23 protein-coding genes are annotated in these 24,547 nt (G+C 73.5%); 20 read left to right on the forward strand and 3 right to left on the reverse strand.

Annotated elements, in window-relative coordinates; all coding sequences use genetic code 11:
• Genes htpX through VKV23_09690 form a run of 3 tightly spaced genes read right to left on the reverse strand, consistent with a single transcriptional unit; the run spans position 1 to position 2,060 of the window.
• Positions 1 to 918, reverse strand: coding sequence for a zinc metalloprotease HtpX (htpX, locus tag VKV23_09680; GenBank protein ID HLI16306.1), 918 nt, complete (start codon positions 916 to 918; stop codon positions 1 to 3).
• Between the two features lie 27 nt (positions 919 to 945).
• Positions 946 to 1,230: a hypothetical protein gene (locus VKV23_09685; protein ID HLI16307.1), complete on the reverse strand. Its 285-nt coding sequence runs from the start codon at positions 1,228 to 1,230 to the stop codon at positions 946 to 948.
• Complete coding sequence (locus VKV23_09690) at positions 1,227 to 2,060, reverse strand: PspA/IM30 family protein (protein HLI16308.1); 834 nt, start codon at positions 2,058 to 2,060, stop codon at positions 1,227 to 1,229. The genes VKV23_09685 and VKV23_09690 overlap by 4 nt, the downstream gene beginning before the upstream one ends.
• A 155-nt stretch (positions 2,061 to 2,215) precedes the next feature.
• On the opposite strand from VKV23_09690, the gene mca reads away from it, so the two are divergent.
• From mca to VKV23_09790, 20 genes are all read left to right on the forward strand, one after another.
• Positions 2,216 to 3,094 carry a mycothiol conjugate amidase Mca gene (gene mca, locus VKV23_09695; GenBank protein HLI16309.1) on the forward strand — a complete coding sequence of 293 codons (879 nt, stop codon included), beginning with the start codon at positions 2,216 to 2,218 and terminating at the stop codon, positions 3,092 to 3,094.
• Between the two features lie 102 nt (positions 3,095 to 3,196).
• Positions 3,197 to 3,583 (forward strand): SCP2 sterol-binding domain-containing protein, encoded by a 387-nt coding sequence (locus tag VKV23_09700; protein ID HLI16310.1) that lies wholly within the window; start codon positions 3,197 to 3,199, stop codon positions 3,581 to 3,583.
• A gap of 220 nt (positions 3,584 to 3,803) precedes the next feature.
• Positions 3,804 to 4,538: a response regulator transcription factor gene (locus VKV23_09705; GenBank protein ID HLI16311.1), complete on the forward strand. Its 735-nt coding sequence runs from the start codon at positions 3,804 to 3,806 to the stop codon at positions 4,536 to 4,538.
• 90 nt (positions 4,539 to 4,628) lie between these two features.
• Complete coding sequence (locus tag VKV23_09710) at positions 4,629 to 5,306, forward strand: DUF4255 domain-containing protein (protein ID HLI16312.1); 678 nt, start codon at positions 4,629 to 4,631, stop codon at positions 5,304 to 5,306.
• Positions 5,303 to 7,459 carry an ATP-binding protein gene (locus tag VKV23_09715; GenBank protein HLI16313.1) on the forward strand — a complete coding sequence of 719 codons (2,157 nt, stop codon included), beginning with the start codon at positions 5,303 to 5,305 and terminating at the stop codon, positions 7,457 to 7,459. The genes VKV23_09710 and VKV23_09715 overlap by 4 nt, the downstream gene beginning before the upstream one ends.
• Before the next feature lie 29 nt (positions 7,460 to 7,488).
• Positions 7,489 to 8,196 (forward strand): DUF4157 domain-containing protein, encoded by a 708-nt coding sequence (locus tag VKV23_09720; protein HLI16314.1) that lies wholly within the window; start codon positions 7,489 to 7,491, stop codon positions 8,194 to 8,196.
• A gap of 225 nt (positions 8,197 to 8,421) precedes the next feature.
• The gene (locus VKV23_09725) at positions 8,422 to 9,948 is read left to right on the forward strand and encodes a phage tail sheath family protein (protein ID HLI16315.1); all 1,527 of its coding nucleotides are present in this window, start codon (positions 8,422 to 8,424) and stop codon (positions 9,946 to 9,948) included.
• 105 nt (positions 9,949 to 10,053) lie between these two features.
• Positions 10,054 to 10,500: a phage tail protein gene (locus VKV23_09730; protein ID HLI16316.1), complete on the forward strand. Its 447-nt coding sequence runs from the start codon at positions 10,054 to 10,056 to the stop codon at positions 10,498 to 10,500.
• Between the two features lie 98 nt (positions 10,501 to 10,598).
• A complete protein-coding gene (locus tag VKV23_09735) occupies positions 10,599 to 10,997 on the forward strand; it encodes a hypothetical protein (GenBank protein HLI16317.1) in 399 nt (132 codons plus the stop codon).
• Positions 10,994 to 11,152, forward strand: coding sequence for a DUF6760 family protein (locus tag VKV23_09740; GenBank protein ID HLI16318.1), 159 nt, complete (start codon positions 10,994 to 10,996; stop codon positions 11,150 to 11,152). Before VKV23_09735 ends, VKV23_09740 begins: the two co-directional genes overlap by 4 nt.
• Before the next feature lie 117 nt (positions 11,153 to 11,269).
• Entirely contained in the window at positions 11,270 to 13,747 is a 2,478-nt protein-coding gene (locus VKV23_09745) for a hypothetical protein (protein ID HLI16319.1), read from the forward strand.
• Between the two features lie 9 nt (positions 13,748 to 13,756).
• Positions 13,757 to 14,197: a phage tail protein gene (locus VKV23_09750; protein ID HLI16320.1), complete on the forward strand. Its 441-nt coding sequence runs from the start codon at positions 13,757 to 13,759 to the stop codon at positions 14,195 to 14,197.
• Between the two features lie 11 nt (positions 14,198 to 14,208).
• Positions 14,209 to 15,081, forward strand: a complete 873-nt coding sequence (locus tag VKV23_09755) for a hypothetical protein (GenBank protein ID HLI16321.1) — start codon at positions 14,209 to 14,211, stop codon at positions 15,079 to 15,081.
• A 12-nt stretch (positions 15,082 to 15,093) separates the two neighbouring features.
• Entirely contained in the window at positions 15,094 to 16,869 is a 1,776-nt protein-coding gene (locus VKV23_09760; protein ID HLI16322.1) for a VgrG-related protein, read from the forward strand.
• A gap of 8 nt (positions 16,870 to 16,877) precedes the next feature.
• Positions 16,878 to 17,285 carry a GPW/gp25 family protein gene (locus VKV23_09765; protein ID HLI16323.1) on the forward strand — a complete coding sequence of 136 codons (408 nt, stop codon included), beginning with the start codon at positions 16,878 to 16,880 and terminating at the stop codon, positions 17,283 to 17,285.
• The gene (locus VKV23_09770; GenBank protein HLI16324.1) at positions 17,282 to 19,228 is read left to right on the forward strand and encodes a putative baseplate assembly protein; all 1,947 of its coding nucleotides are present in this window, start codon (positions 17,282 to 17,284) and stop codon (positions 19,226 to 19,228) included. Before VKV23_09765 ends, VKV23_09770 begins: the two co-directional genes overlap by 4 nt.
• On the forward strand, positions 19,225 to 19,764 hold the full coding sequence (locus tag VKV23_09775) for a phage tail protein (GenBank protein HLI16325.1): 540 nt from the start codon (positions 19,225 to 19,227) through the stop codon (positions 19,762 to 19,764). The genes VKV23_09770 and VKV23_09775 overlap by 4 nt, the downstream gene beginning before the upstream one ends.
• Positions 19,761 to 21,170, forward strand: coding sequence for a hypothetical protein (locus tag VKV23_09780; GenBank protein ID HLI16326.1), 1,410 nt, complete (start codon positions 19,761 to 19,763; stop codon positions 21,168 to 21,170). The genes VKV23_09775 and VKV23_09780 overlap by 4 nt, the downstream gene beginning before the upstream one ends.
• Before the next feature lie 40 nt (positions 21,171 to 21,210).
• A complete protein-coding gene (locus VKV23_09785) occupies positions 21,211 to 23,883 on the forward strand; it encodes a Calx-beta domain-containing protein (GenBank protein ID HLI16327.1) in 2,673 nt (890 codons plus the stop codon).
• Positions 23,880 to 24,547 (forward strand): hypothetical protein (locus VKV23_09790; GenBank protein HLI16328.1); only part of this gene is annotated, 668 nt, incomplete at its 3' end. The genes VKV23_09785 and VKV23_09790, both read left to right, overlap by 4 nt.

Below are 24,547 nucleotides of genomic sequence, written 5' to 3' on the forward strand. Positions count from 1 at the left end.
CTAGGCGACGCTGCGCCGCATCTGGGCCTCGAGGCGCGCCAGCTGCTCGAGGCGCTTCTGCAGCGGCGGGTGGGTCGCGAAGAGCGTCGACACGCTCGCGCCGCCGGCGATGGCCGGCGCGAAGTAGAAGGCGTTGAAGTGCTGCGCCGCGCGCAGGTCCCTCGTCGGAATGCGGGACATCTCGCCGCTCACCTTGACGAGCGCCGAGGCGAGGAGCGCGGGCTGGCCGATGAGCAGGGCGCCGGACCGGTCGGCGGCGAGCTCGCGATAGCGCGAGAGCGTGCGGATGAGGACGAAGCTGATGGCGTAGACGATGGCGGAGACGAGCATCATGCCGAGCTCGACGATGGCGAGCTGACCGCCGTTGCGGTTGTCCTCGAAGCCCCCGAACAGACCGGTCCAGTAGAAGAGGCGGGTCGCGAGGCCGGCGAGGATGCCGAGGAAGCTCGCGACCGTCATCACCGCCACGTCCCGGTGCGCCACGTGGGACAGCTCGTGCGCGAGCACCGCCTCGAGCTCGGGCTCGCTGAGCCTGCGCAGCAGGCCCGTCGTGACGCACACGACCGCGTGCCGCTGGTCGCGCCCGGTCGCGAAGGCGTTCGGGATGTCGCTGTCGGCGACGGCGACGAGCGGCCGCGGCATGTCCGCCAGCGCCACGAGGCGGTCGACGACGGCGTGCAGGCCGGGAGCCTGCTCGCGCTCGACGATCCGGCCGCCCATCGCGTACAGGGCGATCTTGTCGGAGAAGAAGTACTGGACGGCGAGGATGCCGAGCGCGACGACGAGGATCACGCCGAGCGCGACGTGGGCGACGACGAGCGCGGTGACGAAGGCCGCGTAGAGCAGGCCGAGCAGGAAGACGGTCGTCATCATGCGCGCCGTCAGGCCCCGGTCGGCCGGGTAGCGGGTGCGGGTCATTGCCGAGCTGCTCCTCACGTCGTGGCCTCAACCATCCTGCACGTCGCTCGCCTCGGTCTCGAGGAGGCGTCGGACCTCCTCGAGGTCGGCGCCCGGCGGCGGGAGGACGAGCTCCGAGGGGACGATCCTCGAGGGAGGAAGCTCGGTGCCGGTCGCTCGCACCGCCTCGATCGCGGCGGCGAGCGCCTTCTCGAAGTGGTCCTCGTCTCCCTCCCGGATCGCGGCGTCGAGCTCGAGGTCGAGCACCTCGAGGGCGTCCCGCTCGGCGTCGGGCAGCTCGTACTGGCTGTCGCCGAGGATGCGGACGATCACGACCCACCTCCGTCGCCGAGCGTGAAGAGGTCCTTCGGCGCCTCCTCCTCGACCGTCTCGCCGTCGACGGGCCCCTCGGCCTCCGCGCCGGCCTCCCCGCTTGCCGGCGCGGCGATCGCCGCCGTCGGGGTCGCCGTCCCGAGCTGGCTCTTCAGCTGCGCGAGCTCGAGCTCGACCTGGCCGCTCTGCTGGGCCTTGTCCAGCTCGGCCTGGATGGGGTCGCTGCTCCCGCTCAGGTCGGTGAGCGCGCCGGAGGCGAGGAGCTCGTCCACCGCCGAGGCGCGCGCCTGCATCTGCGCGATCTTGTCCTGGGCCCGCTCCATGGCGAGGCCCGTGTCGCTCATCGACTCGGAGATCCCGGCGACCGCCTCGCCGATCTTCGTCTGCGCCTGCGCGGCGGTGTAGGAGGCCTTGAGCGTCTCCTTCTGGGTGCGGAAGGCCTCGACGCGCGCCTGGAGCGCCTGGGTCGTGGCCACGAGCCGCTCCTGCTGGGCGACGAGCTGGTCGTGCTGGCCCTTCAGGGACTCGAGCTGGCTGCCGAGGGCGGCGCGCCGGGCGAGCAGCTCGCGCGCGAGGTCCTCGCGGTTCTGCCCGAGTGCCTGGCGGGCCTGGTCCTGCAGCTTGGCGGCCGCCTGCTGGAGCTGCTGGGCCTGCAGCTCGATGCGCTTTCGCGCCGTCGCGACGTCGGCCACCCCCTTGCGCACCTGCTGCAGCTGCTCGAGCTGCTTCTCGTAGGAGAGGTCGAGCGTCTCGCGGGGGTCCTCGATGCGGTCGAGGGCCTTGTTCGCCTTTGCCTGCACGATGCCGGTCAGGCGCTTCAACACGCTCATCGCACGCTCCCTCGGTGCTGTCGAGTCCCTCGCCGGCGCCCCGCCCACGGGCGTCGTGCCGGAACGAGTGTAGGCCGTCGCCGTCCCGACCTGGCAGGCGGGCGGGGGTGGCGAGGCGGTACGCGCCGAGGCGCGCGAGCCGTTAGGTTCGAGGCGTGGCCGCGGACCTGTGCCTGCTGTGCGTCCACGCGCACCCCGACGACGAGGCGTCGAAGGGCGCGCCGACCGTCGCCCGCTACCACGCCGAGGGCGTGCGCACCGTCCTCGTCACCTGTACCGGCGGCGAGGAGGGGGACGTCCTGAACCCGGCGCTCGACACGCCCGAGGTGCGGGCCGATCTCGCCGCCGTCCGCCGGCGCGAGCTCGAGGCGGCGGCGTCGGTGATCGGCTACGACGAGGTCGTCCTCCTCGGCTACCGGGACTCGGGCATGCCCGGCTCGCCGGCGAACGCCGACCCGCGCAGCTTCGCCCAGGTGCCGCTCGAGGAGGCGGTCGGGCGCCTCGTCGCCGTGATCCGTCGTGTCCGGCCGCAGGTCATCGTGACCTACGGGGACGACCAGCGCGTCTACCCCCACCCGGACCACCTGCGCGTCCACGAGGTGTCGGTCGCCGCCTTCGACGCGGCTGGGGACCCCGGCGCGTTCCCGGAGGCGGGCCCGCCGTTCCGGCCGAGCAAGCTCTACTACTCGGCGACGCTCCGGGAGCAGTTCATCGCACGTCACGAGAAGTTCCTCGAGCTTGGGCTCGCCTCCCCCTACGAGGACCGCCTCGCGCGCTTCGCCGCGTGGGACCCGCCGGCGCCCACGGCGCGCGTCGACGTCGCCGGCTACGCGCACGTGCGGCGGGCCGCCCTCCTCGCGCACGCCACGCAGATCGACCCGTCGTCGCCCCACTGGTTCGGCCTGCCCGAGGAGGTCGACGAGGCCATCCACACCGTCGATGGGTACGTGCTCGCCCGCAACCTCCTCGGGCCGATCGGTCCAGAGGACGACCTGTTCGCCGGCCTGCGGGAGCGGGCCGCGGCGCCGAGGTGATGCCGGCCGGCGAGCGGCCCGCGCCGCCGGCGCCTCGACCTTGCGCGCCCGGGCCAGCCGCGCGCTAGGAAGTGGGGCGGCGGGCGAGCGGAGGGTGCCGAGATGGCGAAGTGGCTGACGCAGGAGTGGCTCGACGAGAGCACGGAGCTGGCGAAGGACCAGCCGGTGCGTCCCGGCGCGAGCGCGCGGCTCCAGTACCGCATCGTCGACGGCCCGGACGGCGACGTCTCCTACTACTGGATCGTCGTCGACGGCAGGCTCGTGGAGAACCGCCTCGGCGAGCTCGCGGACGCAGAGGTCACCCTCACGGAGTCCTACGAGGACGCGAAGGCGATGCAGCAGGGCCTCCTCGACGCCAACACCGCGTTCATGCAGGGCAAGATCAAGGTGACGGGCGACGTGGCCAAGCTCATGTCGCTCCTGCCGATCACGATGTCGCCGGAGTTCCAGGCCTTCCAGCAGGCCGTCCTCGCGATCACGGAGTTCTGAGTCGCGCCCGGCGCGCAGGCCGAGGGCACCGACGCCCGGGTCCGCTCGGGTGCTGGCTCGGTACCGGTCCGGCGGGGCGGGTCCGGTGCGTGCGCGCTGCACCTCGCTACCACGCCGCGTGGAACCGCACGGAGCGCGAGTTACAGTTGGTGCACTTTCGTGCACCCTGACGTGCATTGACTGTGCACGACTGACTGCGCTCGCCTACACTCGGCGCTCGATGCCCGGCCGACGGCCGGGGGGCGACGAGCGACGGGGCCCGCAGGCGCGCGGCCATCGAAGCGGGGTGGTCGAGGTGGCAGAGGCGCAGGCTGGCGGGCGGATGCCAGACTTCGGTGCTCGCCGCATCACGACGTACGTGGCAGCGGACGACCCCATCTCCAAGGCGGGTCTGTCGAGCCAGCTGCGGACGAACCCGGAGCTCGTCGTCGTGGAGGACGTGGAGCGCGCGATCGTCGCCGTGGTCGCCGCCGACCTCGTCGACGACGACGTCGCGCGCACGATCCGGGCCCTGCTGCGGGGCGGCTGCCGGCACGCCGTCCTCGTCGCCTCGAGCGTCGACGACCGGGGGGTCCTGAAGGCCGTCGAGGCCGGAGCGGGCGCGATCCTCCGCCGGGGCGAGGCATCCCCCGATCGGCTGGCCAACGTCATCATCGCGGTGACCGAGGGCCAGGGCACGCTGCCCCCGGACCTCCTCGGCTCCCTCCTCAGCCAGGTCGGCAAGCTCCAGCGCAACGTGCTGCAGCCGCGCGGGCTGCTGTTCAACGGCTTCACCGAGCGCGAGATCGAGGTGCTGCGCCTCATCGCCGACGGCTACGACACGAGCGAGGTCGCCGACAAGCTCGCCTACTCCGAGCGCACGGTGAAGAACGTGATCCACGACGTGACCTCCCGCTTCAACCTCCGCAACCGCTGCCACGCCGTGGCCTACGCGGTGCGCGCCGGCGTGATCTGAGCGGCGGAGGCCTCTTCGGGCAGGAAATCCTGCCCGATCGGTTGGACGAGGGACCGTGACGGACCGCGAGGCGACGGGGAGCATCGCCGGGTGATCCACGAAGTCGACGAGGTGCTCGAGACGCTCGTGAAGCGCGAGGCGCTCGGCGGCTCCGGCGTCGAGGTCGTCTTCGACGCGCCGACGAAGGAGTGGGCGTCTCGGCGCAACACCCCGACCGTCGACGTCTACCTCTACGACATCCGGGAGGACCTGCACCGGCGCGCCTCGGGTGCCTACGATCAGCGCGACGGCGCGGGCGTCCTCACGTCGCGCACCGAGCCGCCGCGCTACTTCCGGCTCTCCTACCTCGTGACCGCGTGGACCCAGCGTCCCGAGGACGAGCACCGGCTCCTCGCCGCGATGCTCGCCACCTTCCTCCGCCACAAGATCCTCCCGCCAGCCGACCTGGTCGGCTCGCTCGCCGAGATCGGCCTGCCCGTCCTCCTCGAGGTGGCGAAGCCACCACCCGAGCCGCGCCAGATCTCCGAGGTGTGGACCGCGCTCGGGGGCGAGCTCAAGCCCTCGCTGGACGCCGTCGTCACGGCGCCGATGACGAGCGAGCCGGTGCTCGTCACCGCGCCGCCGCCCGAGGAGGGCCTCGAGCTGCGCACCTTCGGGGAGCCCGGCCAGGAGTCGTTGGCGCGCTCGCGGCAGCGTACGGGCACGGCAGACGACGCGCGCGACGCCGCAGCACCTCGCGCGCCGGCGCGCGGTGGCGCGAGGCGGTGAGCGTCGGGGCCCGCGCTCCGGGCGTGCGTCGGCACGCGGCGGACGAGCCCACCGCGGCTCGCGCCCCCGAGGCACCCGGGGGCGGCGGCGCACTGCACCAGCTCCTGGCGCTGGTCGAGGCGCAGGTGCGTGCTGCGGTGGCGGCGCGGCGCGCGCTCGACCCGAACCCCGACGACGCCTTCCGGGGCCTGTACCTGTCGGACGAGCAGGTCGACCGCCTCCTCGCGGGCGGGTGGCCGCCGGTCGCCGCCCCGGACGCCGTGCGCGCGAAGGTGCGTCGGCGCGTCGAGGCCGTCCTCGCGGCCGAACGAGGCGAGCCGGGCAGTCTCGTGCACCTGGCGAGCCGCTTCGGGCTCGAGACCCTCGACGTCGAGCTGCTCGTGGTCGCGCTCGCGCCGGACCTCGACAGCCGCCTCGAGCGCCTGTTCGGCTACCTGAACGACGACGTGACGCGGCGCCGCGCGAGCGTCGGCCTCGCCCTCGAGCTGTGCGGCGAGTCGCCGATGGGCCCCGGGCGCCATCACCTCGGGCCGAGCTCGCCGCTCGTCGCGGGAGGCCTCGTGTTCCTCGAGGAGCCGGAGCGGCCCTTCCTCACGCGCTCGCTGCGCGTCCCCGACCGGGTCGCCGCCCACCTGCTCGGGGACGACTCGCCGCCGCCCGAGCTGGCCGACCTGCTCCTGCCGGCCCCGGCGCCGGTCGAGCTCGACGCGGCGTCCCTCGCGCGCGCCATCGAGGGCGGGGTCGCCTTCGTCTACCTCCACGAGCGCCCCGGGACCGCCGGGCGCGCGCTCGCCGTCGAGGCGCTGCGCGTGGCCGGCCTCGAGGCGCTGAACGTCGACCTCGCGCGCCTCGGCCCGGACGCGGACCCGGCGACGGTCGCCTCGTGCCTCGAGCGAGAGGCGCGCCTGCGCGGCGCCGCGATCGTGGCGGGTCCGCTGGAGGCCCTCGGGGAGCGCGCGAGCCCTCGGGAACGGGCGGCGGTGCGCGCCTTCGCGGAGCTCGACGCGACCGTCGTCCTCGTCGGCCGGGGCGGCTGGGACCCGGCGTGCTCGTGGCGCGTCCCGCTCGTCCTCGACGCGCCGCTGCCGTCGCTCCCGGCCCGCCTCGGCGCCTGGCAGGCGCAGCTCGGCAGCTCGGTCGCCCCCGCTGCGCTGGAGGCCGCCGTCGCCGCCTTCCGCCTCGCCCCCGAGCAGATCGCGCAGGCGAGCCAGGCGGCGCGCTGGCACGCCCTGCACGCCGACGAGGCCGTCGGGCCGGCGCACGTGCGGATCGGCGCGCTGGGCCAGAACTCGGCGGGCCTCGAGCGCCTGGCGCGGCGCGTCCAGCCGGCGGTGGGCTTCGACGACCTCGTCCTGCCCGCCTCGACGCGCCGTGCCCTCGAGGAGCTCGTCGGGCGCGTGCGGCACCGGGAGCTCGTGCTCGGCGAGTGGGGCATGCGCCCAGGGGGCGCCCGTGGGCACGGCGTGACCGCCCTGTTCGCCGGCGAGTCGGGGACCGGCAAGACGATGTCGGCGGAGGTCGTCGCCGGGGCGCTCGGGCTCGAGCTGTACACGATCAACCTCGCGACCGTGGTCGACAAGTACGTCGGCGAGACGGAGAAGAACCTCGAGAAGATCTTCGCCGAGGTCGACGGCGTGAACGGGGTCCTCTTCTTCGACGAGGCGGACGCGCTCTTCGGCAAGCGCTCCGAGGTGAGAGACGCCCACGACCGCTACGCGAACATCGAGGTCGCCTACCTCCTGCAGCGCATCGAGACGTTCGAGGGCCTCGCCATCTTGGCCACGAACCTACGGGCGAACGTCGACGAGGCGTTCACGCGGCGCCTCGATGCCGTCGTCGACTTCCCCTTCCCCGACGAGGCCCAGCGCCTCGAGCTGTGGCGGCGCTGCCTCGGCGCGAGCGTCCCGCTGGAGCCGGACGTCGACCTCGACTTCCTCGCCGCCTCGTTCGAGCTGTCGGGCGGCAACATCCGCTCCATCGCCCTCACCGCCGCCTACCTCGCGGCGGCCGACCGCCGACCGCTGTCGATGGCCGACGTCGTGCGCGCCGTGCACCGCGAGTACCGCAAGCTCGGCCGCCTCTCGGTGCGCGCGGAGTTCGGCAAGTGGTACGACGTGGTGGCCAGCGAGGAGGAGCTGGAGGGGGCAAGCTGAGGTGCCATCTCGACGGGAGGAGGAGTGCCATGCGCGAACGTGAAGAAGCCGTCTTCGTCGAGCGCCCTGCCGAGCCGCGGGCCACGAGTCGCGCGAGCGAGCCGGCGGTGCGCTTCGACCCTGCGTCGCCGTCCCCGGGCCTGGGCGCGGGCACGGTGCTCCGGCTCCAGCGCTCGGCCGGCAACGCGGCGACCGCCGCCTACCTCGAGCGCGACGACGAGGCCCGCTCGCCGGTCTACGACGTCGTCGGGCGCGGCGGCACGCCGCTCGACGACGCGACGCGCGCCACGATGGAGGAGCACCTCGGCGCGGACTTCTCGGACGTGCGCCTCCACGTCGATCGCCGGTCGGCCGAGTCGGTGCAGGCGGCCGCGTACACGGTGGGCAACGACATCGTCGTCCACCCCGACCACTTCCAGCCGGGGACTCCGCAGGCGCAGCGGACCTTGGCGCACGAGCTCACCCACGTCGTGCAGCAGCGCTCGGGGCCGGTCGACGGCACGCCGGCGCCGGGCGGCATCCAGGTCTCCGATCCGTCCGACCGCTTCGAGCAGGAGGCGGAGCGCTCCGCCTCGGCGGTGCTCGCCTCGGCTCGCTCGACCCCGAGCGACCGGGAGCCCGTCCAGCGACTCGCGCTGCAGCGCGAGCAGGGCGAGGAGGACGAGGACGAGGAGGTGCAGCGCGTCGCCCTCCAGCGGGCCGGCGAGGAGGACCAGGAGGAGCAGGAGGAGGCCTGAGGCGACCCGGCGCCGCCCGCCGTTCCTCCTCGGCGGCTGTCCTGGTTCCAGTTGCGTCATGCCTTATGGCGCGATAGGGCGTGCGTTATGTCGCAATTTCGCCGGTGGCGTGTGCCCATCGGGGCAAGAAGAATTGCACCTTCGGCGACCTCGATGTCATGGCAGGGCAGGACACGGGCGGTAATGATGACCGCAGTCGGCGCGGTCACCTAGGAGGGTCCACCAATGCCCACGTACCTGTCTCCCGGCGTCTACGTCGAGGAGCTCGAGTCTGGCTCCCGCCCGATCGAAGGCGTCGGGACGGCAGTCGCCGCGTTCGTCGGCCTCGCCGAGCGAGGCCCGTTCAACCAGCCCACGCTCGTCACCAACTGGAGCCAGTACACCCAGACCTTCGGCGAGTTCGTCGAGGGCGCGTTCCTCTCGCACGCCGTCTACGGCTACTTCCAGAACGGCGGCGGTGCGTGCTACGTCGTGCGCATCGGCTCGGGCCCCGAGCGCGCCGCTGTCGCGCAGCTCGGCACGGGCGGGGAGGCGCCGCTCAGCGCGTACCGGATCCAGGCGCTCGCCGCGGGCCCCGAGGGCAACGGGATCACGGTCGAGGTGGCCGACAGCGAGGTGGCCGGCGCCGAGGAAGGCGCCTTCAAGCTCGTCGTCAAGGCGAACGGGAGCGTCGCGGAGACCTTCGACCCCGTCTCGCCCAAGCGCGGCAAGACGAACGTCGTGACCGTCGTGAACGCCCAGAGCCAGCTCATCCGCATCGAGGAGACGGCGAAGGGCGCCATCGAGTCCGTCGCTCGCGGCAGCGTGAGCCTCTCGGGGGGCGGCGTCGAGGCGCCCTCGAGGCTGAACGCCGGCGACTACGTCGGCGACCCGGCGTCGCGCTCGGGGGTCGGCGGTCTCGAGGCCGTCGACGAGGTGACGATGGTCTGCGTGCCCGACCTCATGAGCGCCTACCAGAAGGGTCTCATCGACCTCGAGGGCGTGAAGGCCGTGCAGCTCGGCATGATCTCCCACTGCGAGCTCATGGGCGACCGCATGGCGATCCTCGACGCGCCGCCGGGCCTCAACGCCCAGGAGGTCAAGGACTGGCGCGTCAACCTGGCGGGCTACGACTCGAAGTACGCGACCCTGTACTGGCCGTGGATCAAGGTGTTCGACCCTGCCACGGGCACGAACATCTTCGCGCCGCCCTCCGGCCACGTCGCCGGGATCTGGGGGCGCAACGACGACACGCGCGGCGTCCACAAGGCGCCGGCGAACGAGGTCGTCCGCGGCGCGATCGACATCGAGCTCAACATCACGAAGAACGAGCACGACCTCCTCAACCCGGTCGGGATCAACGTCATCCGGGCCTTCCCCGGACGCGGGATCCGCGTCTGGGGGGCGAGGACGCTCTCGAGCGACCCGGCGTGGCGCTACATCAACGTGCGTCGGCTGTTCAACTACCTCGAGGAGTCGATCCTCGGCGGTACGGACTGGGTGGTGTTCGAGCCGAACGACCGCGCGCTGTGGGCGAAGATCCGCCGCACGATCGCGGCGTTCCTCGTGAACGAGTGGCGCAAGGGCGCCCTGTTCGGCTCGACGCCGAACGAGGCGTTCTTCGTGAAGTGCGACGACGAGACGAACCCCGCGGAGGGCATCGACGCTGGCCAGGTCGTCTGCGAGATCGGCGTCGCGCCCGTCAAGCCGGCGGAGTTCGTGGTCTTCCGACTCTCGCAGTTCTCCGGCGGGACGAGCCTCGTCTCGGAGTGACACGTCGGGGCGCGCAGCGCCCCGACCGCCGCACGGCGGCGAAGGTGAACCAACGGCTGTAGGCGGGCGAGGAGCCCGTGGACGTGGAGAAGAGGAGCGACGAGCGTGGGACTTCCCGAATTCGACACCGGCGTCGGCTGGTCATTCGGCCTGGAGATCGACGGCATCGAGATCAAGGAGATCCAGCAGGTCGACGGGCTGAAGCTCGAGGTCGACTCCATCGAGCTCAAGCACAACACCTCGGACGGCAAGTACATCAACAAGATGCTCCCGGGCCGGCGCAAGGCGGGGGAGATCAGCCTGACCCGAGGCGTCACGAGCGACACCGGCTGGCACAGCTGGATCCAGCTCGTCATGGAGGGCAACATGCCCGGGGCCCGCAAGAACGGCCAGATCAACATCTACGACTACATGGGCAATCCCGTGCAGTCGTTCAAGTTCATCAACGGCTGGGCGAAGAGCATCGAGTACGGGACGCTCAAGGCAGGTGACACCTCCGTGCTCACCGAGAAGCTGACCATCGCCCACGAGGGCCTCGAGCCGGCGTCGTGATGCGGCGGGGCCCGGCGACGGCCACCGGGTCCGAGTCGGACGCTCCGGCGGCGGAGCCCTCCGCGGCTCCGCCGCCGGGCGCGACCGCGCCGGCGACGGTGGCGCAGCCCGAGAGCCAGGCGCTGCGCACGGAGTTCGACTTCATCCTGCCGCGCGGCTACGTCGACCCATCGGGTACGGTGCACCGCGAGGGGCGGATGCGGCTCGCGACCGCGCGCGACGAGCTGCTCCCGCTCCACGACGACCGCGTGCGCGCCAACCCCCCGTACCTGAGCGTCGTGCTCCTCGCGCGGGTGATCACCCGACTCGGGACCCTCGAGGGCGACGCGGTGAACGCGAGCGTCGTCGAGAACCTCTTCGCCTCGGATCTCGCCTTCCTGCAGGATCTCTACCGGCGCGTCAACTCGGAGGGGCACACCCTCGCCGCGGTGACGTGCCCGTCGTGCAACGAGCGCTTCTCGGTCGATCTGGCCGGTGGTCGCCTGGGGGAATCGTGACGTACGCGCCCGACCGGCTCTACCAGGAGGTCGCGTACGTCGCCTACCACTTCCACTGGTCGCTCGGCGACATCCTCGACCTCGAGCACCCGACCCGTCGTCGCTTCGTCGACGAGATCGCCAGCATCAACCGACGGCTGTCCGGCGAGAGCTGAGCGATGGGCGTCGTCTCGCTGCTGCGCCGGACGGTCTCCCGTGCGCGGGGGGGTGCGTCGCCGGCGGCGCCCGCTCCGCCGGGCCCGGTCGCGCTCCAACGCGCAGCGGCTCCCGAGGTGCCCACCCGCCCGGCCTGGGAGGAGGTGGCGCCGCTCGAGCTGACGCTCGGGGAGCTGGACGGCGTCGTGTCGACGCGCTTCGGGGAGCACCTGCGCGCGTGGCAGGACCCGACGGTCTCGCTCGCGCCACTCGGCCACCGTCGCGGCGCGGAGGAGCCCGCCGGCGAGGTGGCGGGCATCGCCGTCCTCTCCGAGCCGCTCGCCCCCCCCGCCAATCCGATCGGCGTCGGCGGACCGAGTCTCGAGCTCGCCGAGACGGCGCCCGCCTCGCGCGCGCAGCATGCGACCTCGGCGCCAGCGGCGGTCCCGGCGTCCGTGCAGCGCACGACGCCGCCGCCGGAGCCGATCGCGACCCCCGCTGCCGAGCCTGTCGCGCCGGGGCGTCCGCCGCTCGCGCGCTCGCCGTCGGGCCAGCGCGTCGTCGAGGCCGAGCCGATCGTCGCGCGCTCGCAGCCGGTTCCGGCGCGAGCGCTGGCACCGGCGTCGCAGGGAAGGCCCGACTCGCCCGGGCCGGGAGCTCGGGCGCTCCCGCTCGCAGCGCCCGTCGCGCGCGAGCGAGGCCCCGAGTCGCCGCCGCTCGCAGGCGTCCCCGTCCAGCGAGCCGGTCTGCGCGCCGGTCCCGACGTGCTGCAGCCGGCCGCCCCCGCCCCGCCGGCCGCCCCCGCCCCCCCGGCCGCTGTCCCGGCCGCGAGCGGGGGCGCAGCCGTCGCCGGGCTCTCCAGCGCGCCCGCCGTGCCGCCCCGCCCGCGCGGACGCGTGGAGGCGCCGCAGGGCGCCCTCGTGCGCGCCGCCGACCCCCCCCTCGTGCTGCGCACGCTGCGCAGCGCGGCAGCGCCGGGCCCGACGTCGAGCGCGGGAGCGGTCGCCTCCGCGCCGGCGACCGCCGCGCCTGCTGCGCCGGTCGTCCAGCGTGCGGTGTCGCCGGAGGCGCCGGAGCCGGCGGATTCCGGGCGCGAGCGGGCGCAGCCGGCCGCGCACGACACGGCGGCGCTCCTCGGCGAGCGGCCTGCGCCGACGAGCGCCGGAGTCCCGGCCGCGCCGGCCGCGCCGGCCACTCCCTCGGAGGGCTCTCGTCCGCTCGCGAACGCCGAGGAACCGGCGCGCCCGCTGCGGCGGACTGGGCTCGGCGAGCCGCTGCACAGCCTGCCGCCGACCGCAAGGAAGATCGACGCGCCCGCGGCCGACCGGCCGGGCGCGCAGGTGCAGCGTTCCCCGGCGCCGCCCCTGGCACCCGTGGCGCCCCCCACGAGCGGCCGTGCCGGCCCTGTTCAGGAGGACATCGAGCTCGTTCCCGAGGGCCTCGAGCTGTCGCGCGTCCTCGAGCGCCGGGTCCGCCTCGACGAGGCGCCGGTCGCACCACCCGATCCCCGGGCACCGCTCGTCGGCGACCGCTCGATCGCGCCCGTGCTCGGTGGCGAGCCGACCGGTGGCGCCGCGGGCGCGGCCGGCGAGGGCCCTCGACCCATCCACGAGTCCGTGGCGTCCGCCCACCGGCTCGCGGCGGCGACGGTCCAGCGAACGGTCGAGGGCGCTCCCGCCCGCCAGCCGCACGCGCCGTCGTCGTGGGCAGGACCGACTGCTGCGAGCGCCGGGCGAGCGGCGGCTCCCGTCGGCGGTGCGCGCCCGTTCCCGGGCGCAGGGCATCCGGCGCAGGTCGGACCGAGCCCGGGCGCGCTGACGCTCCAGGCGCTCGCCGAGCCAGGAGTGCCGAGTTCGCCGCTCGCGCCGTCGGTCGCCGTCCCGACGCCCGTCGTCCCCGCGTCCCCGTCGCCGGCCGGCCTGCGGACGCCGGTCGTGCGCCCGACCTTCGTCCAGCCCGACGTGCCGCCGATCGTCCAGCGGGCCAGCTTCGAACGGCCTGGCCCTGGCTCGGCCGGCTCGGCAGCAACGGTGGCCGGGCTCGCGGTCCACGCGCGCGAGGCGCCCGTACGGGTGCTCGGCCAGCCGACGTCGAGGCCGAGCCCTGGCGGCTTCGCGCCGGCCTACGAGCCGCCCGCGTCCTCGCCGCGCGAGCCGCTGGCGCTCACGGCTGGGCCGAGCGATCGAGCGCGTCGTTGGTCGCCGGATGCGACCGCGCCGCGCGAGCCGCTGGCGCTCGCCGTCGCGCCCCCGGCGACGATCCAACGCCTTCCCGCCGCGGGACCCCAGCCGGCGCGAGCCGAGGTGTCGACGAGCTCGGTCCAGACCAGCGCGCGCCCGCTCGGCTCGAGCCCGGCTCCGGCTCCCGCCGCGCCGGTGCTTCCGGTGCAGCGTTTCGTTGGGGACCTCGCTGCCAGCGTCCTGCAGTCGGCGTTCGGCTCGAAGGCCGCCTCCAAGGAGGCGGGCGCCCAGGAGGGTGCGCCCGGCAGAGAGCTGTCGAACCAGGAGGTCCGCCGGCTCGCCGGACGCGTCTACCCCTACATCAGCCAGCGGCTGAAGGCCGAGCTCGTGCGCGACCGAGAGCGGGCCGGGATGATCACCGGCCTGCACCGCTAGGGGCCGGCGATGAGCGACCCGACCCTCGACTCGGTCGTCAGCGTCTACTTCAGCCTCGAGATCGACACCGCCGACCTCGGCGTCTTCTCCGCGTGCGACGGCCTCGGGATGGAGTTCCAGGTCACCCAGCGCGAGGAGGGCGGCGGCGGCATCTACGTCTACCAGCTGCCCGGGCGCTTCAAGTACACGAACCTGCGGGTCACCCGACCCGTCGGCCCGGACACCGCGAAGACGATGGCGTGGCTGTCGAGCATGGCGGGCACGATGCGGCCCACGACGGCGCGCCTGCGCGCGCTCGACCCCGCGGGCAACACCGTGTTCGCGTGGGTGCTCACCGGCGTCGTCCCGGCGCGCTGGACCGGCCCGTCCTTCGACGCGAGCAACCCCCAGGCGGCTACGGAGACGCTCGAGCTCGCGTACACCTCGATCACCGTTGACCCTGGTACCTAGGGAAGGGAACCGTGACCTTTCTCCCCGACACCTCTGACCTCGCGAACGTCGTCGATCGCAAGCTCGAGCAGGCGTACCTGCTCATCATTCCGCCGTCCTCGCCCGCCGGCGGTGCCGCGTCGGCGGCGCTCGCCGCGGCCGGGATCGGCGCTGACGAGGGGGCGTCCCTCGCCACCGGCGGTGGCGGCGGCGGGACCGCAGGCGAGCAGGCCGCCTACGGCGACTCGGCGGTCAGTACGACCGAGGCGGAGATCGGCGGCAACGCAGGCGGGAAGATCACGTTCCTGTTCAACCCGCAGCAGTACACGGTCGAGAAGAGCGCTGACTGGTCGCGCGAGCCGCAGGTCGGCGCGCTGCTGGCGCCGGTGCCGCAGTTCAGGGGCACGAACGCGCGCGTCATGAACGTCGACATCCTCCTCGACGCCAGCTACTCGACGTCGGGCAGCGTCGAGAACGACGTCAACCTGCTCTTCTCGTGCTGCGCGCCGACGGCGATGTCGGTCCTGCTCGGAACGCCGTCGCCGCCCTTCGTCCTCTTCGGCTGGGGGACCACGCTCGGCTTCCTCGCCTACATGCGAAGCGTGCGGGCGGAGTACACGCTCTTCCGTCCCGACGGCGCGCCGCTGCGCGCGAACTGCAGCCTCGTCATGGAGGAGATTCCGATGCAGTTCGGCAAGCAGAACCCGACCTCTGGCGGGCGCGCGCGCCGGACGCGCACGACGGTCGCCGGCGACACCCTGCAGAGCGTCGCCTATCGCGAGTACGGCCGACCGGCGCTGTGGCGCGCCATCGCCGAGGCGAATGGCATCGAGGACCCCCTCCGCCTGGCTCCGGGGACGACGTTGCTCATCCCGCCGCCCGACGAGGCGGCGGCCATGGCGTGAGGTAGCCGCGGCGTGGACACGCAGTGGTCGAGCTCGCTCGTCATCGAGGTCGACGGCGTCCCGCTCGATCCCCTCGTCGCGGACCTGCTCGTCGGGGCGGTGGTCGAGAACAGCATGCACCTGCCCGACATGTTCGAGCTCGTCTTCACCGACCCCGCCGCGGACGTCGCCGAGCTCGGCGGCTTCGTCCCCGGTGCCGAGGTGGTGATCAGCGTCGACAACGGCGAGCCGGTGCCGGTCCCCCTCGTGGTCGGCGAGGTGACCGCCCTCGAGCTCGAGTACGACCAGACGGGCAAGCGGACGATCATCCGTGGCCTCGACCTGTCCAACCGGCTGATGCGCGGCAAGAAGACGCGCGTCTTCGAGGACATGCTCGCCTCCGAGATCGTCGAGGAGATCCTCGCCGAGAACGGCATCGAGCTGAACGAGATCGAGCCGACCGACGACCTCATCGAGTACAAGCTGCAGGCGGGCGTCACCGACTGGGACTTCATCCAGACGCTCGCGATGGACTGCGGCTACCGGGCCTACATGTCCGACGGCGTCTTCACCTTCGCCCCCGCCGTGCCTCCCGTGGAGGGGGACGTCCCCGGGACGCTCGAGGAGAGCGGCCCCACCCAGATCGTGGTCGGCGACAGCCTGATCCGGCTGCGCGCCGTCGTTCGCTCCAACGAGCAGGTCGAGGACGTCCAGGTGACGGGCTGGAGCCCGCTCGAGGACGCGCCGGTGATCGGCGTGTCCCCGGCGGAGGCGATCGCCACCGAGACGGTCGTGCAGCCCGAGGAGCTCGCCTCCGTCGAGGGCGCCAACAGCTTCCTCTACCTCGGCTTCCCGACGGCCGACGAGGACGCCGCCGAGACGAAGGCGGCTGCCCTCGGCAATCAGCTCGCCGAGTCCTACGCCGAGCTCGAGGGCGAGTGCATGGGCGACGCTGCCTTGAAGGCGGGTGTCGCTATCAACCTCAGCCTCGCCGGGGCGAGCTTCGACGGCGCCTACACGCTCACCTCGACCCGGCACGTCTTCAGCCCGGAGAGCGGCTACACGACGCAGTTCAGCGCGAGCGGCTGGCAGGATCGCACGCTGCTCGGGCTCGCGAAGGGTCCCGAGGTGGGCGTCACGCCGCCGCCCCAGCGGATCAACGGGGTCGTCTCGGCGACCGTGGTCAACGTCCGCGACCCCGAGGAGCAGGGGAGGGTCCAGGTCCTCTACGAGTGGATGGACACCGAGGGCGTCGCGATGAGCGACTGGGCCCGCGTCGTGCAGATCGGCGCCGGCGAGGGGTTCGGCTTCTTCTGGCTGCCCGAGGAGGGCGACGAGGTGCTCGTCTCCTTCGAGCAGGGCGACCCGTCTCGCCCAGTCGTCCTCGGCTCGCTCTACAACACCGTCCTCGAGCCGGCCGCCCCGGCGGCGATCGACGAGGCCACCGGCCTCGTCGCCATGCGGAGGATCAGCTCCCGCTTCTACCACAACATCACCTTCCTCGACTCCGAGGAGCAGACCGGGATCTTGATCGAGACGGGCGACGAGCTCGCCGGGATCTTCCTCGACGCGGACGAGCAGGTCATCAGCATCTACAACCTCGACGGGGACATCGCGATCAGCGGCACCGACATCCAGATCAGCGCCGAGGGGGACCTGTCCCTCGAGGCGGTGGGGGAGCTGTCGATCTCCGCCGCGTCGGTGACGATCGAGGGGGAGGGCGACGTCTCCCTCTCGGGCGCGGCGGTGGAGCTCACCGCCGAGGGGGAGATGTCCCTCGACGGTCCGATCGTCACGATCAACGGCTAGGGGGGCGCGTGGCGCAGGAGTTCATCGGATCGGGGTGGGCCTTCCCGCTCTCGACGACCTCGACGGGCTCGATCGCGCTCGTGAGCGGGGACCGCGAGATCGAGGAGTCGATCCGGATCATCCTGTCCACCGCCTACGGCGAGCGGCCCATGCGCCCCGAGTTCGGCTGCGGCATCCACGACCACGTCTTCGACCCGGCGGACGCGACGACGGCCGGCCTCATCGCCTTCGAGGTCAAGCGCTCGCTCGCCCGCTGGGAGCCGCGCATCACCGTCCTCGGGGTCGACGTCATGGTCGACCGGGTGCACGAGGCGACGATGTACATCGACATCCGGTACACGAAGCGGGGGACGAACGACCCGCGCAACCTCGTGTTCCCCTTCTACGTGATCCCCGAGGAAGGCTCACCGCGTTGACCCTGCCCGTCCCGAACCTCGACGACCGGCGCTTCCAGGACTACGTGGACGACGCCAAGCGCCTCGTCCAGCAGCGTTGCCCGGAGTGGACCGACCACAACGTCTCGGACCCCGGCGTCACGCTGATCGAGACGTTCGCCTACATGGTCGACCAGCTCACCTTCCGGCTGAACAAGGTCCCCGACCGCAACTACGTGAAGTTCCTCGAGCTCATCGGGGTCCACCTCTTCCCGCCGTCGGCCGCGGAGACGCTCGTCACCTTCTGGCTCACCTCGCCGCAGGACCGGCCGGTCGTCGTCCCGCGCGGCACGAGGGTGTCGACCCAGCGCGTCTCCAAGGAGGAGCCCGTCGTCTTCGAGACGACCGAGGCCCTCACCGTCGTGTCGAGCTCGCTCGCGAGCGTCGTCTCGGTCCTCGCCGGCGACCGCAGCGTCGACCACAGCGAGCGCCTCGGGCGCGAGGAGTTCCCGTGCTTCGGCGCGGTGCCCATGCCCGGCGAGGCACTGCTGCTCGGCTTGCGCGAGGCCGTGCCCTCGAACGCGGTCGCGCTGCGCTTCCAGTGCCGGATCGAAGGCGTCGGCGTCGACCCGAACAACCCGCCGCTCGCCTGGGAGGCCTACGACGGCGCGAGCTGGGTCCCCTGCGAGGTCGAGCGCGACGAGACCGGCGGCCTCAACAAGGCCGGCGACGTCGTGCTGCACGTGCCGACCGGGCACGAGGCGGCGGTGCTCGACGGGCGGCGCGCCGCATGGCTGCGCTGCCGGGTGACCGAGCCCGAGCCGGGGCAGGCCTTCTACTCCTCCTCGCCGAGCATCGCCAACCTCTCGGCCTTCGTCGTCGGTGGCACGACGCGGGCGGTGCACGCCTCGGTCGTCGACGGGGAGATCATCGGCGTCTCCGAGGGCGTCGCCGGCCAGCGCTTCCACCTCCGCCAGGCGCCCGTCGTGTCCTCGCCCACGCCGCACGTCCTCGAGGTCGCCGGCGGCGAGGGCTGGGAGGAGTGGCGCGAGGTCGACACGTTCGCGGCGAGCGGGCCCGAGGACCGGCACTTCATGCTCGACCGCGTCACCGGCGAGGTCGTGCTCGGCCCGGCGGTGCGCCTCGAGGACGGGACGGTGCGCAACTACGGTGCCGTGCCGCCGAAGGGAGCACCGCTGCGGCTGCGCCAGTACCGTTCGGGCGGAGGCCAGCGGGGCAACGTGGCGCGCGGCGCCCTCGTCTCGATGAAGACGCCGGTCCCCTTCGTCGCACGCGTCGAGAACCGCGTCCCCGCGGCGGGCGGCGTGGACGGCGAGGACATCGAGAACGCGAAGGTGCGCGGCCCGATCAGCCTGCGGACGCTCGGCCGCGCGGTGACCGTCGAGGACTTCGAGATCCTCGCCCGGCAGGCGGCGGCGGGGATCGCCCGGGTGCGCGCCGTGCCGGCCGGCGGGGAGGGGACCGAGGAGGGCGTGCGCGTCCTCATCGTGCCCGCGGTCGCCGACGACGAGGACGGCAGGATCCCCTTCGAGCGCCTCGCGCCCTCCGAGGAGGTGCTCCGGCGCGTCGCGTCCGAGCTCGACACCAAGCGTACGATCGGGGCGCGCGTCGTCGTCGAGCCCCCCTTCTACCAGGGGATCACGGTGGTGGCGCAGCTGCGGGCGCGGCACTTCGCCGACCCGAGCCGGGTGCGCGACGACGCCACCGCCGCCCTCTACCGCTACCTGCACCCGATCCACGGCGGGGCGGACGGCGACGGGTGGGGCTTCGGCAGGCCGGTGCACGCCGGCGAGGTCTACGCCGTGCTCCAGCGCGTCGGCGGCGTCGAGCTCGTGGAGGCGGTCCAGCTCTACCCGGCTGATCCGGTGACCGGCGAGCGCGGGCCGGTCGCGCAGCGCCTCGACATCCCGTCGAACGCGCTGCTCTTCTCCTACGGCCACGAGGTGCGGGTGGTCGGGCCATGAGGGGCACGGTCGAGGGCCTCGCCAGCCCCTACACGTTCGGCGAGCTGCTCCCGTCCATCTACCAGGAGGACGGCTTCGCCCTCCGGTTCGTCTCAGCCTTCGACGACCTCGTCGCGCCGATCATCTCCGTGCTCGACAACATCGACGCCTACTTCGACCCGACGCTCGCGCCCGGCGACTTCGTCGCCTACCTCGCGAGCTGGGTCGGCGTGGAGCTCGACGAGACCTGGTCCGCGCGCTCTCGCGCCGAGCTCGTCGCGCAGGCCGTCGAGCTCTTCCGGGTGCGCGGCACCGTCGAGGGGCTGCGCCGCCACGTCGCCATCTACACCGGCGTCGAACCGGAGATCGAGGAGAGCGGCGGGTGCACCTGGTCGAGCGAGGCCGGCGCCGACCTGCCGGGCTCCGCACCTGCCCGGCTCGTCGTGCGCGTCCGGGTCGACGACCCGGCGACGGTGGACGTCCGCCGCCTCGACCGCCTCGTCGAGACCTCGAAGCCCGCCCACGTGCCCCACCGCGTCGAGGTGCTCGGGCCGTGATCGTGTGCAAGGCCTGCGGCCAGCACAACGAGGAGGCGGAGGAGTTCTGCGCCCGCTGCGGCCGCTACCTGCCGTGGTCCGGCGAGCGCGTCGAGCTCGTCACGCCAGCCGAGCCGGAGCCCGTCGCCGAGCCCGAGCCGGAGCCGCCACGACCGGGTCTCCTCGCCCGGGTGCTCGCGCGCCTCGGGCGTCGCCCGAGACCTTCGCCGGGCGCTGCGCTGGCGCCGGCGCGCGACCCGGACACCGTCGTGGTGCCGGCAGTGCGCCCACCGGCCGACCCGCACGCCACCGAGGCCGAGACGGCGCCGACCGAGCCGGCCGCGCCCGAGGAGCCGGACGGCGGTGGGGTCATCATCCCGCTCAGTTCGCCGTCCTCTGGTCCAGCGCCGGAGGCCGCCGCCTCCGGGCCGACGGCGCTCCTCACCGGCTCGCCAGCGATCGAGCAGGGGGCGGTCGAGCCGGCGCGCCCCGGCGACCACCCGTCGCTCGGCCCGTCTCGCGCCCGCGCCGTCGTGCTGCGCAAGCCCACCGAGGCCCAGCGCGCCGAGCGGCGGCGACAGTCGGCGACCGTCCTCGCACCGATCGTCCAGGAGCTCCCGACCGGTCCCCAGCCCGGGGACGTCTTCTGCCGGCGCTGCGGCCAGTTCAACGCGCCGACGCGCGTCTTCTGCCGGCGCTGCGGCACCGAGCTCGACCTGTCGGAGCTCGACGTGGAGCAGTCCTACGTCCCGCTCAGCTGGTGGCGCCGCCACCTGCGCCGAGACGTGCGCGTCGTCGGCGTGGGCGAGCGGCCCGGGCGGTGGGGGAAGGCGAGCTCGGGGGGCGGGGCCTCAGGGATGCTGATGCGCGTCATGGCGCGCGCCGGTGCGGTGTTCATCGGCGCGGCGATCGTCCTCAGCTTCCTCGGGCCGGTCGCGCAGCCGCTGCGCAGCTGGTACCTGCGCACGTACCGGTCGATCCTGCACCGGGTGAACGTCACCTACACCCAGCAGTTCGCGGTCGGCGCCAACGCCACCTCCTCGGCGCCGAACCACCCCCCCGGCCTCGCCATCGACGACGCCACGAACACCTACTGGCAGTCCAAGCCGACGAGGCGCGACGGCGCGGGCCAGTCGCTTACCGTCGTCTTCTCACAGCCGACGACGCTCGACCGCATCGGTGTCCTCTCGGGAGCCGGGCCGAGCGAGCAGGCGTTCCTCTCCGAGGCGCGCCCGAAGCGGATCGAGCTCATCTTCCCCCGAAAGCCCCCCATCTTCGAGACGCTCCAGGACACCCCGAGCTTCCAGCGCCTCGCCCTCCACGTCGTCGGCATCAGTGCGATGACGGTGAAGATCCTCTCCGTCTACCCCTCGGCGACGGGCCACGCGGTCGCGATCACCGAGCTCGAGTTCTTCCAGCGGACGTGACGCGATGCACGTGGACCAGCGCGCGCGAGCAGGCCGCGCCGTGCCAGGCGGAGCGGCGATCCCAGCCCGCGCGCGCGCCGGGCGCCTCCGGGCCGTGCTCGCCGGAGTGGCGATGACCGCCCTCGCAGGGGGGCTCGTGCCCGCCGGTTCCGCCGGCGCTACCACCTCGGGCGGCCTCGGCTCGCTCGACCTCAGCTTCGGCAACCTGCCGACAGGCCAGAGCGCGCACACCGGCGTCGCCTCGCTCTCCCAGGCTGGCAACCTCGCGGCGGTGGCCTACGACGCCGCCGACGGCGACGTCGTCGCCGCGGGCCAGGACACCGCAGTCACCCCGCATCAGCTCGCGATCGGGCGGTTCAGCCTGGACGGGAGCCCCGACGGCTCCTTCTCCTCGAGCCCGTCGGCAGGCCTCGCCCTCGCCGGCCTGGGCTCGAGCGGCAGCGGGTCGGCAGCCGAGACCGTCGCCGTCTACCCGAGCGGCGCCAACGGCTACGCCGGCGACGTCGTCGCGGCCGGCTGGCAGGAGCCGCAGAGCGTCGAGCAGCCCGCCCTCGTGCGCTACGTGCCGGCCAGCCAGTCCTTCGACTCGAGCTTCGACAGCGCCGTGGCCAACGAGCTCTCGCAGGTCGGGCTGACGGGCGGGTCGTTCCAGGCGGTGGCGATCGAGCCGCCGACGGCGCCGGGTGTCGCCGGCGACGTCGTGGCGGCGGGGACCGTCTCCACCGCCGGCGCGCCCCTCGGCGAGGTCGGGGTGTTCGTCTTCGACGCCTCGGGCGGCCTCGTTGCCTCCTACCTCCACCAGGTCGGGAACGCGAACTACCCCGACACCGTTGGGGGCGTGGCCGTCGACCCGACCTCGGGCGCCGTCTTCGTCACGGGCGGCGACCGGGCGAGCGACTGCGGAAGCACGAAGCAGGAGGCCTTCGTCCTCGAGCTCGCGCCCTCGACCTTTCAGCCGCCCTCGTCGGGCTTCGGTGCTGGTGGGCTCGTCCAGCTCGACGACTGCTCGTCGTCGTCGGGCGGCCTCGTCGCGAACGCCGTCGCGGTGAACAGCGCCGCCTCGGACGTCCCCTACCTCGTCGCTGCTGGCACCGACGAGACCGCGCCGACCTCGGCCGTGCTGATCGGGCTCACGGCGAGCGGCTCGCCCGCGTCGAGCTTCGGCTTCCCCGCCTCCGGCTACCTCTCCCAGTCAGCGCTCTCGCGCGGCCTCGCCGTCGCCTACGTCGAGCAGTCGCCGACCGACTCAACCCCCGCCGGGGTCGTCCTCGGCGGGCCGTCGCAGTCCGGCTCGCCCCAGTACGCGAGCGTCGCCCTCTACGGCGCCGGGACGCCGACAGCGCTCGACGAGGGCTTCGGCAGCTCGGGGGTTTCCTCGGTCGTCGTGTGCACGTCTGGCGGGGCGACCTGCGGCTCCGGCCTCGCCGTCCAGCCCGACGGGAACGTGCTGGTCGCGGGCGACGTCGAGGGGACCCCGCCGGCGACCCAGGACAGCCTGTCGGTGGCGCGCCTCGTGGACCGCGCCGTCACGGTCATTGGTCCGGGGACGGTCGCGGTCACCGGCGCGGGCCAGAGCGCCACCTTCCAGGTGAGCCTCGTCTCAGCGACGCTCGGCCAGGCGAGCGTGTCCGTGCAGTACGCGACGGCGGACGGGAGCGCGCGGGCCGGGACGAACTACACGAGCGCGAGCGGGACGATCACCTTTCCGTGCTCCTCGAGCGAGCCCGCCGGGGTGACCTGCTCGGGCGACACGGCCTCGGTCGTCGTCCCCCTGCTCTTCCCGGCCGGAGCGTCGGGGGACCTCGCCTTCTCGCTCGACCTGAGCAACCCGCAGAACGCAGGTCTGATCAGCACCTCCGCGAGCGCGACGATCGCCTACCCGGCGGCCTCGCCCCCGTCGAGCGGGTCCGGCGGCTCCTCGAGCACCCCGACGACGACGACGACGTCACCCCCGTCGTCGCCCGTCGCCGGGCGCGGCTACTGGGTCGTCACCGCGAACGGCCGGGTCTTCGCCTTCGGGGACGCGAGGAACTACGGCTCGGTGAGCCCCCGCAGGCTCGGCGGCAGGGTCGCGGCGATCGCCCCCGCGGCCGCGGGCGAGGGCTACTGGATCGTGTCGACGAGTGGGCGCGTGTTCGCCTTCGGGACGGCTCGCAGCTACGGCTCGGTCCCCCGCAGGCGACTGCGCGGCAGGATCGTGGCGATCGCCGTCGCGCCGCGGGGCACCGGCTACCTGCTCGTCTCGAGCACCGGCGCGGTCTACGGCTTCGGACGCATTCGCAGCCACGGCTCGGTGCCGCGGCGCCGCCTCGACGGCCCGATCGTGGCCGTCGCCACGACGTCGAACGGCGGTGGCTACTGGCTCGCCTCGACGAGGGGGCGCGTCTACGCCTTCGGGAACGCCCGGAGCCGCGGCTCGGTCCGTCCGAAGCTGCTGAAGGGCTCGGTGAGCGGGCTCGCCCGCACGGCCTCGAACGGCGGCTACTGGATCGTGTCGACGACGGGCCAGGTGTTCGCGTTCGGCAACGCCCACCGCTACGGCTCCGTCCCCCGCAAGCGCCTGCGCGGCCGGGCGAGCTCGATCGTCCCGACGCCGAACGGCCGCGGCTACTGGGTCGTGACGTCAGCCGGCCGGATCTACCCCTTCGGCGACGCCCGCTCCTACGGCTCGCCTTCGACCCGGTTCGCGGTTGCCGGGATGGCGTCGACATGAGGCCGCGTCCTCGCACCCGCCGTCCGCCGGGGGGTTTCGCGGGCCACTCGCCTCGACGCCTCGTCCTGCTCGCCGCCGGCGGGGCGGGCCTCTTCGGCGCCTGCGTGCTCGTCGCGCTGGCGCTCGCCGCTCCGCCGGCTGCGGCCTCGTCGACGCTCACCGTCTCGTGCAGCGGCACCTCGGTGACGATCGGCGGCACGTCGCCGGGCACCTCGCCGCCGACGGTGTCCATCGCCTCGTCGACCGAGCAGATCGCGGGTGACACGATCGGCTCGACGCAGTTCACGACGGACTTCGGGTCCTCGACCGGCTGCAGCGCCTCGACGACCTACACCTCCTTCGACGCCTCGGCGGTGAGCGGCAGCGTCCTGTTCGAGACCGACGGCTCGGTAGCGGCCACCTTCACTGGCAACGACTCGGGTGCGACGGCGAACTCGAGCCTGACCCTGACCGGCCCAGGCGCGGTGACGCTCACCGGGATCGGTGCGGGCAGCTTCGGCACGTCGAGCTTCTCCCAGGTCAAGGGCACGATCACCGGGGGCGCCTCGGACCCGGTCACCTTCGACGTCGCCTCCTCCTTCGACGCCGTGACGGGGGTCTTCACGGTCTCCTCCTCGTCCCAGACGCTGTCGGGCTTCACGTCCTTCACCGCCGGCGGCACCTA

It is taken from the genome of Acidimicrobiales bacterium, from assembly GCA_035294085.1.
GTDB lineage: Bacteria > Actinomycetota > Acidimicrobiia > Acidimicrobiales > Bog-793 > DATGLP01.

What these genes read in the sequence shown, in the direction of transcription:
- htpX (HLI16306.1), bottom strand. Translation starts at nt 918, where the DNA reads ATGACCCGCACCCGCTACCCGGCCGACCGGGGCCTGACGGCGCGCATG.
- VKV23_09690 (HLI16308.1), bottom strand. Translation starts at nt 2,060, where the DNA reads ATGAGCGTGTTGAAGCGCCTGACCGGCATCGTGCAGGCAAAGGCGAAC.
- VKV23_09700 (HLI16310.1), top strand. Translation starts at nt 3,197, where the DNA reads ATGGCGAAGTGGCTGACGCAGGAGTGGCTCGACGAGAGCACGGAGCTG.
- VKV23_09705 (HLI16311.1), top strand. Translation starts at nt 3,804, where the DNA reads ATGCCCGGCCGACGGCCGGGGGGCGACGAGCGACGGGGCCCGCAGGCG.
- VKV23_09720 (HLI16314.1), top strand. Translation starts at nt 7,489, where the DNA reads ATGCGCGAACGTGAAGAAGCCGTCTTCGTCGAGCGCCCTGCCGAGCCG.
- VKV23_09725 (HLI16315.1), top strand. Translation starts at nt 8,422, where the DNA reads ATGCCCACGTACCTGTCTCCCGGCGTCTACGTCGAGGAGCTCGAGTCT.
- VKV23_09750 (HLI16320.1), top strand. Translation starts at nt 13,757, where the DNA reads ATGAGCGACCCGACCCTCGACTCGGTCGTCAGCGTCTACTTCAGCCTC.
- VKV23_09775 (HLI16325.1), top strand. Translation starts at nt 19,225, where the DNA reads ATGAGGGGCACGGTCGAGGGCCTCGCCAGCCCCTACACGTTCGGCGAG.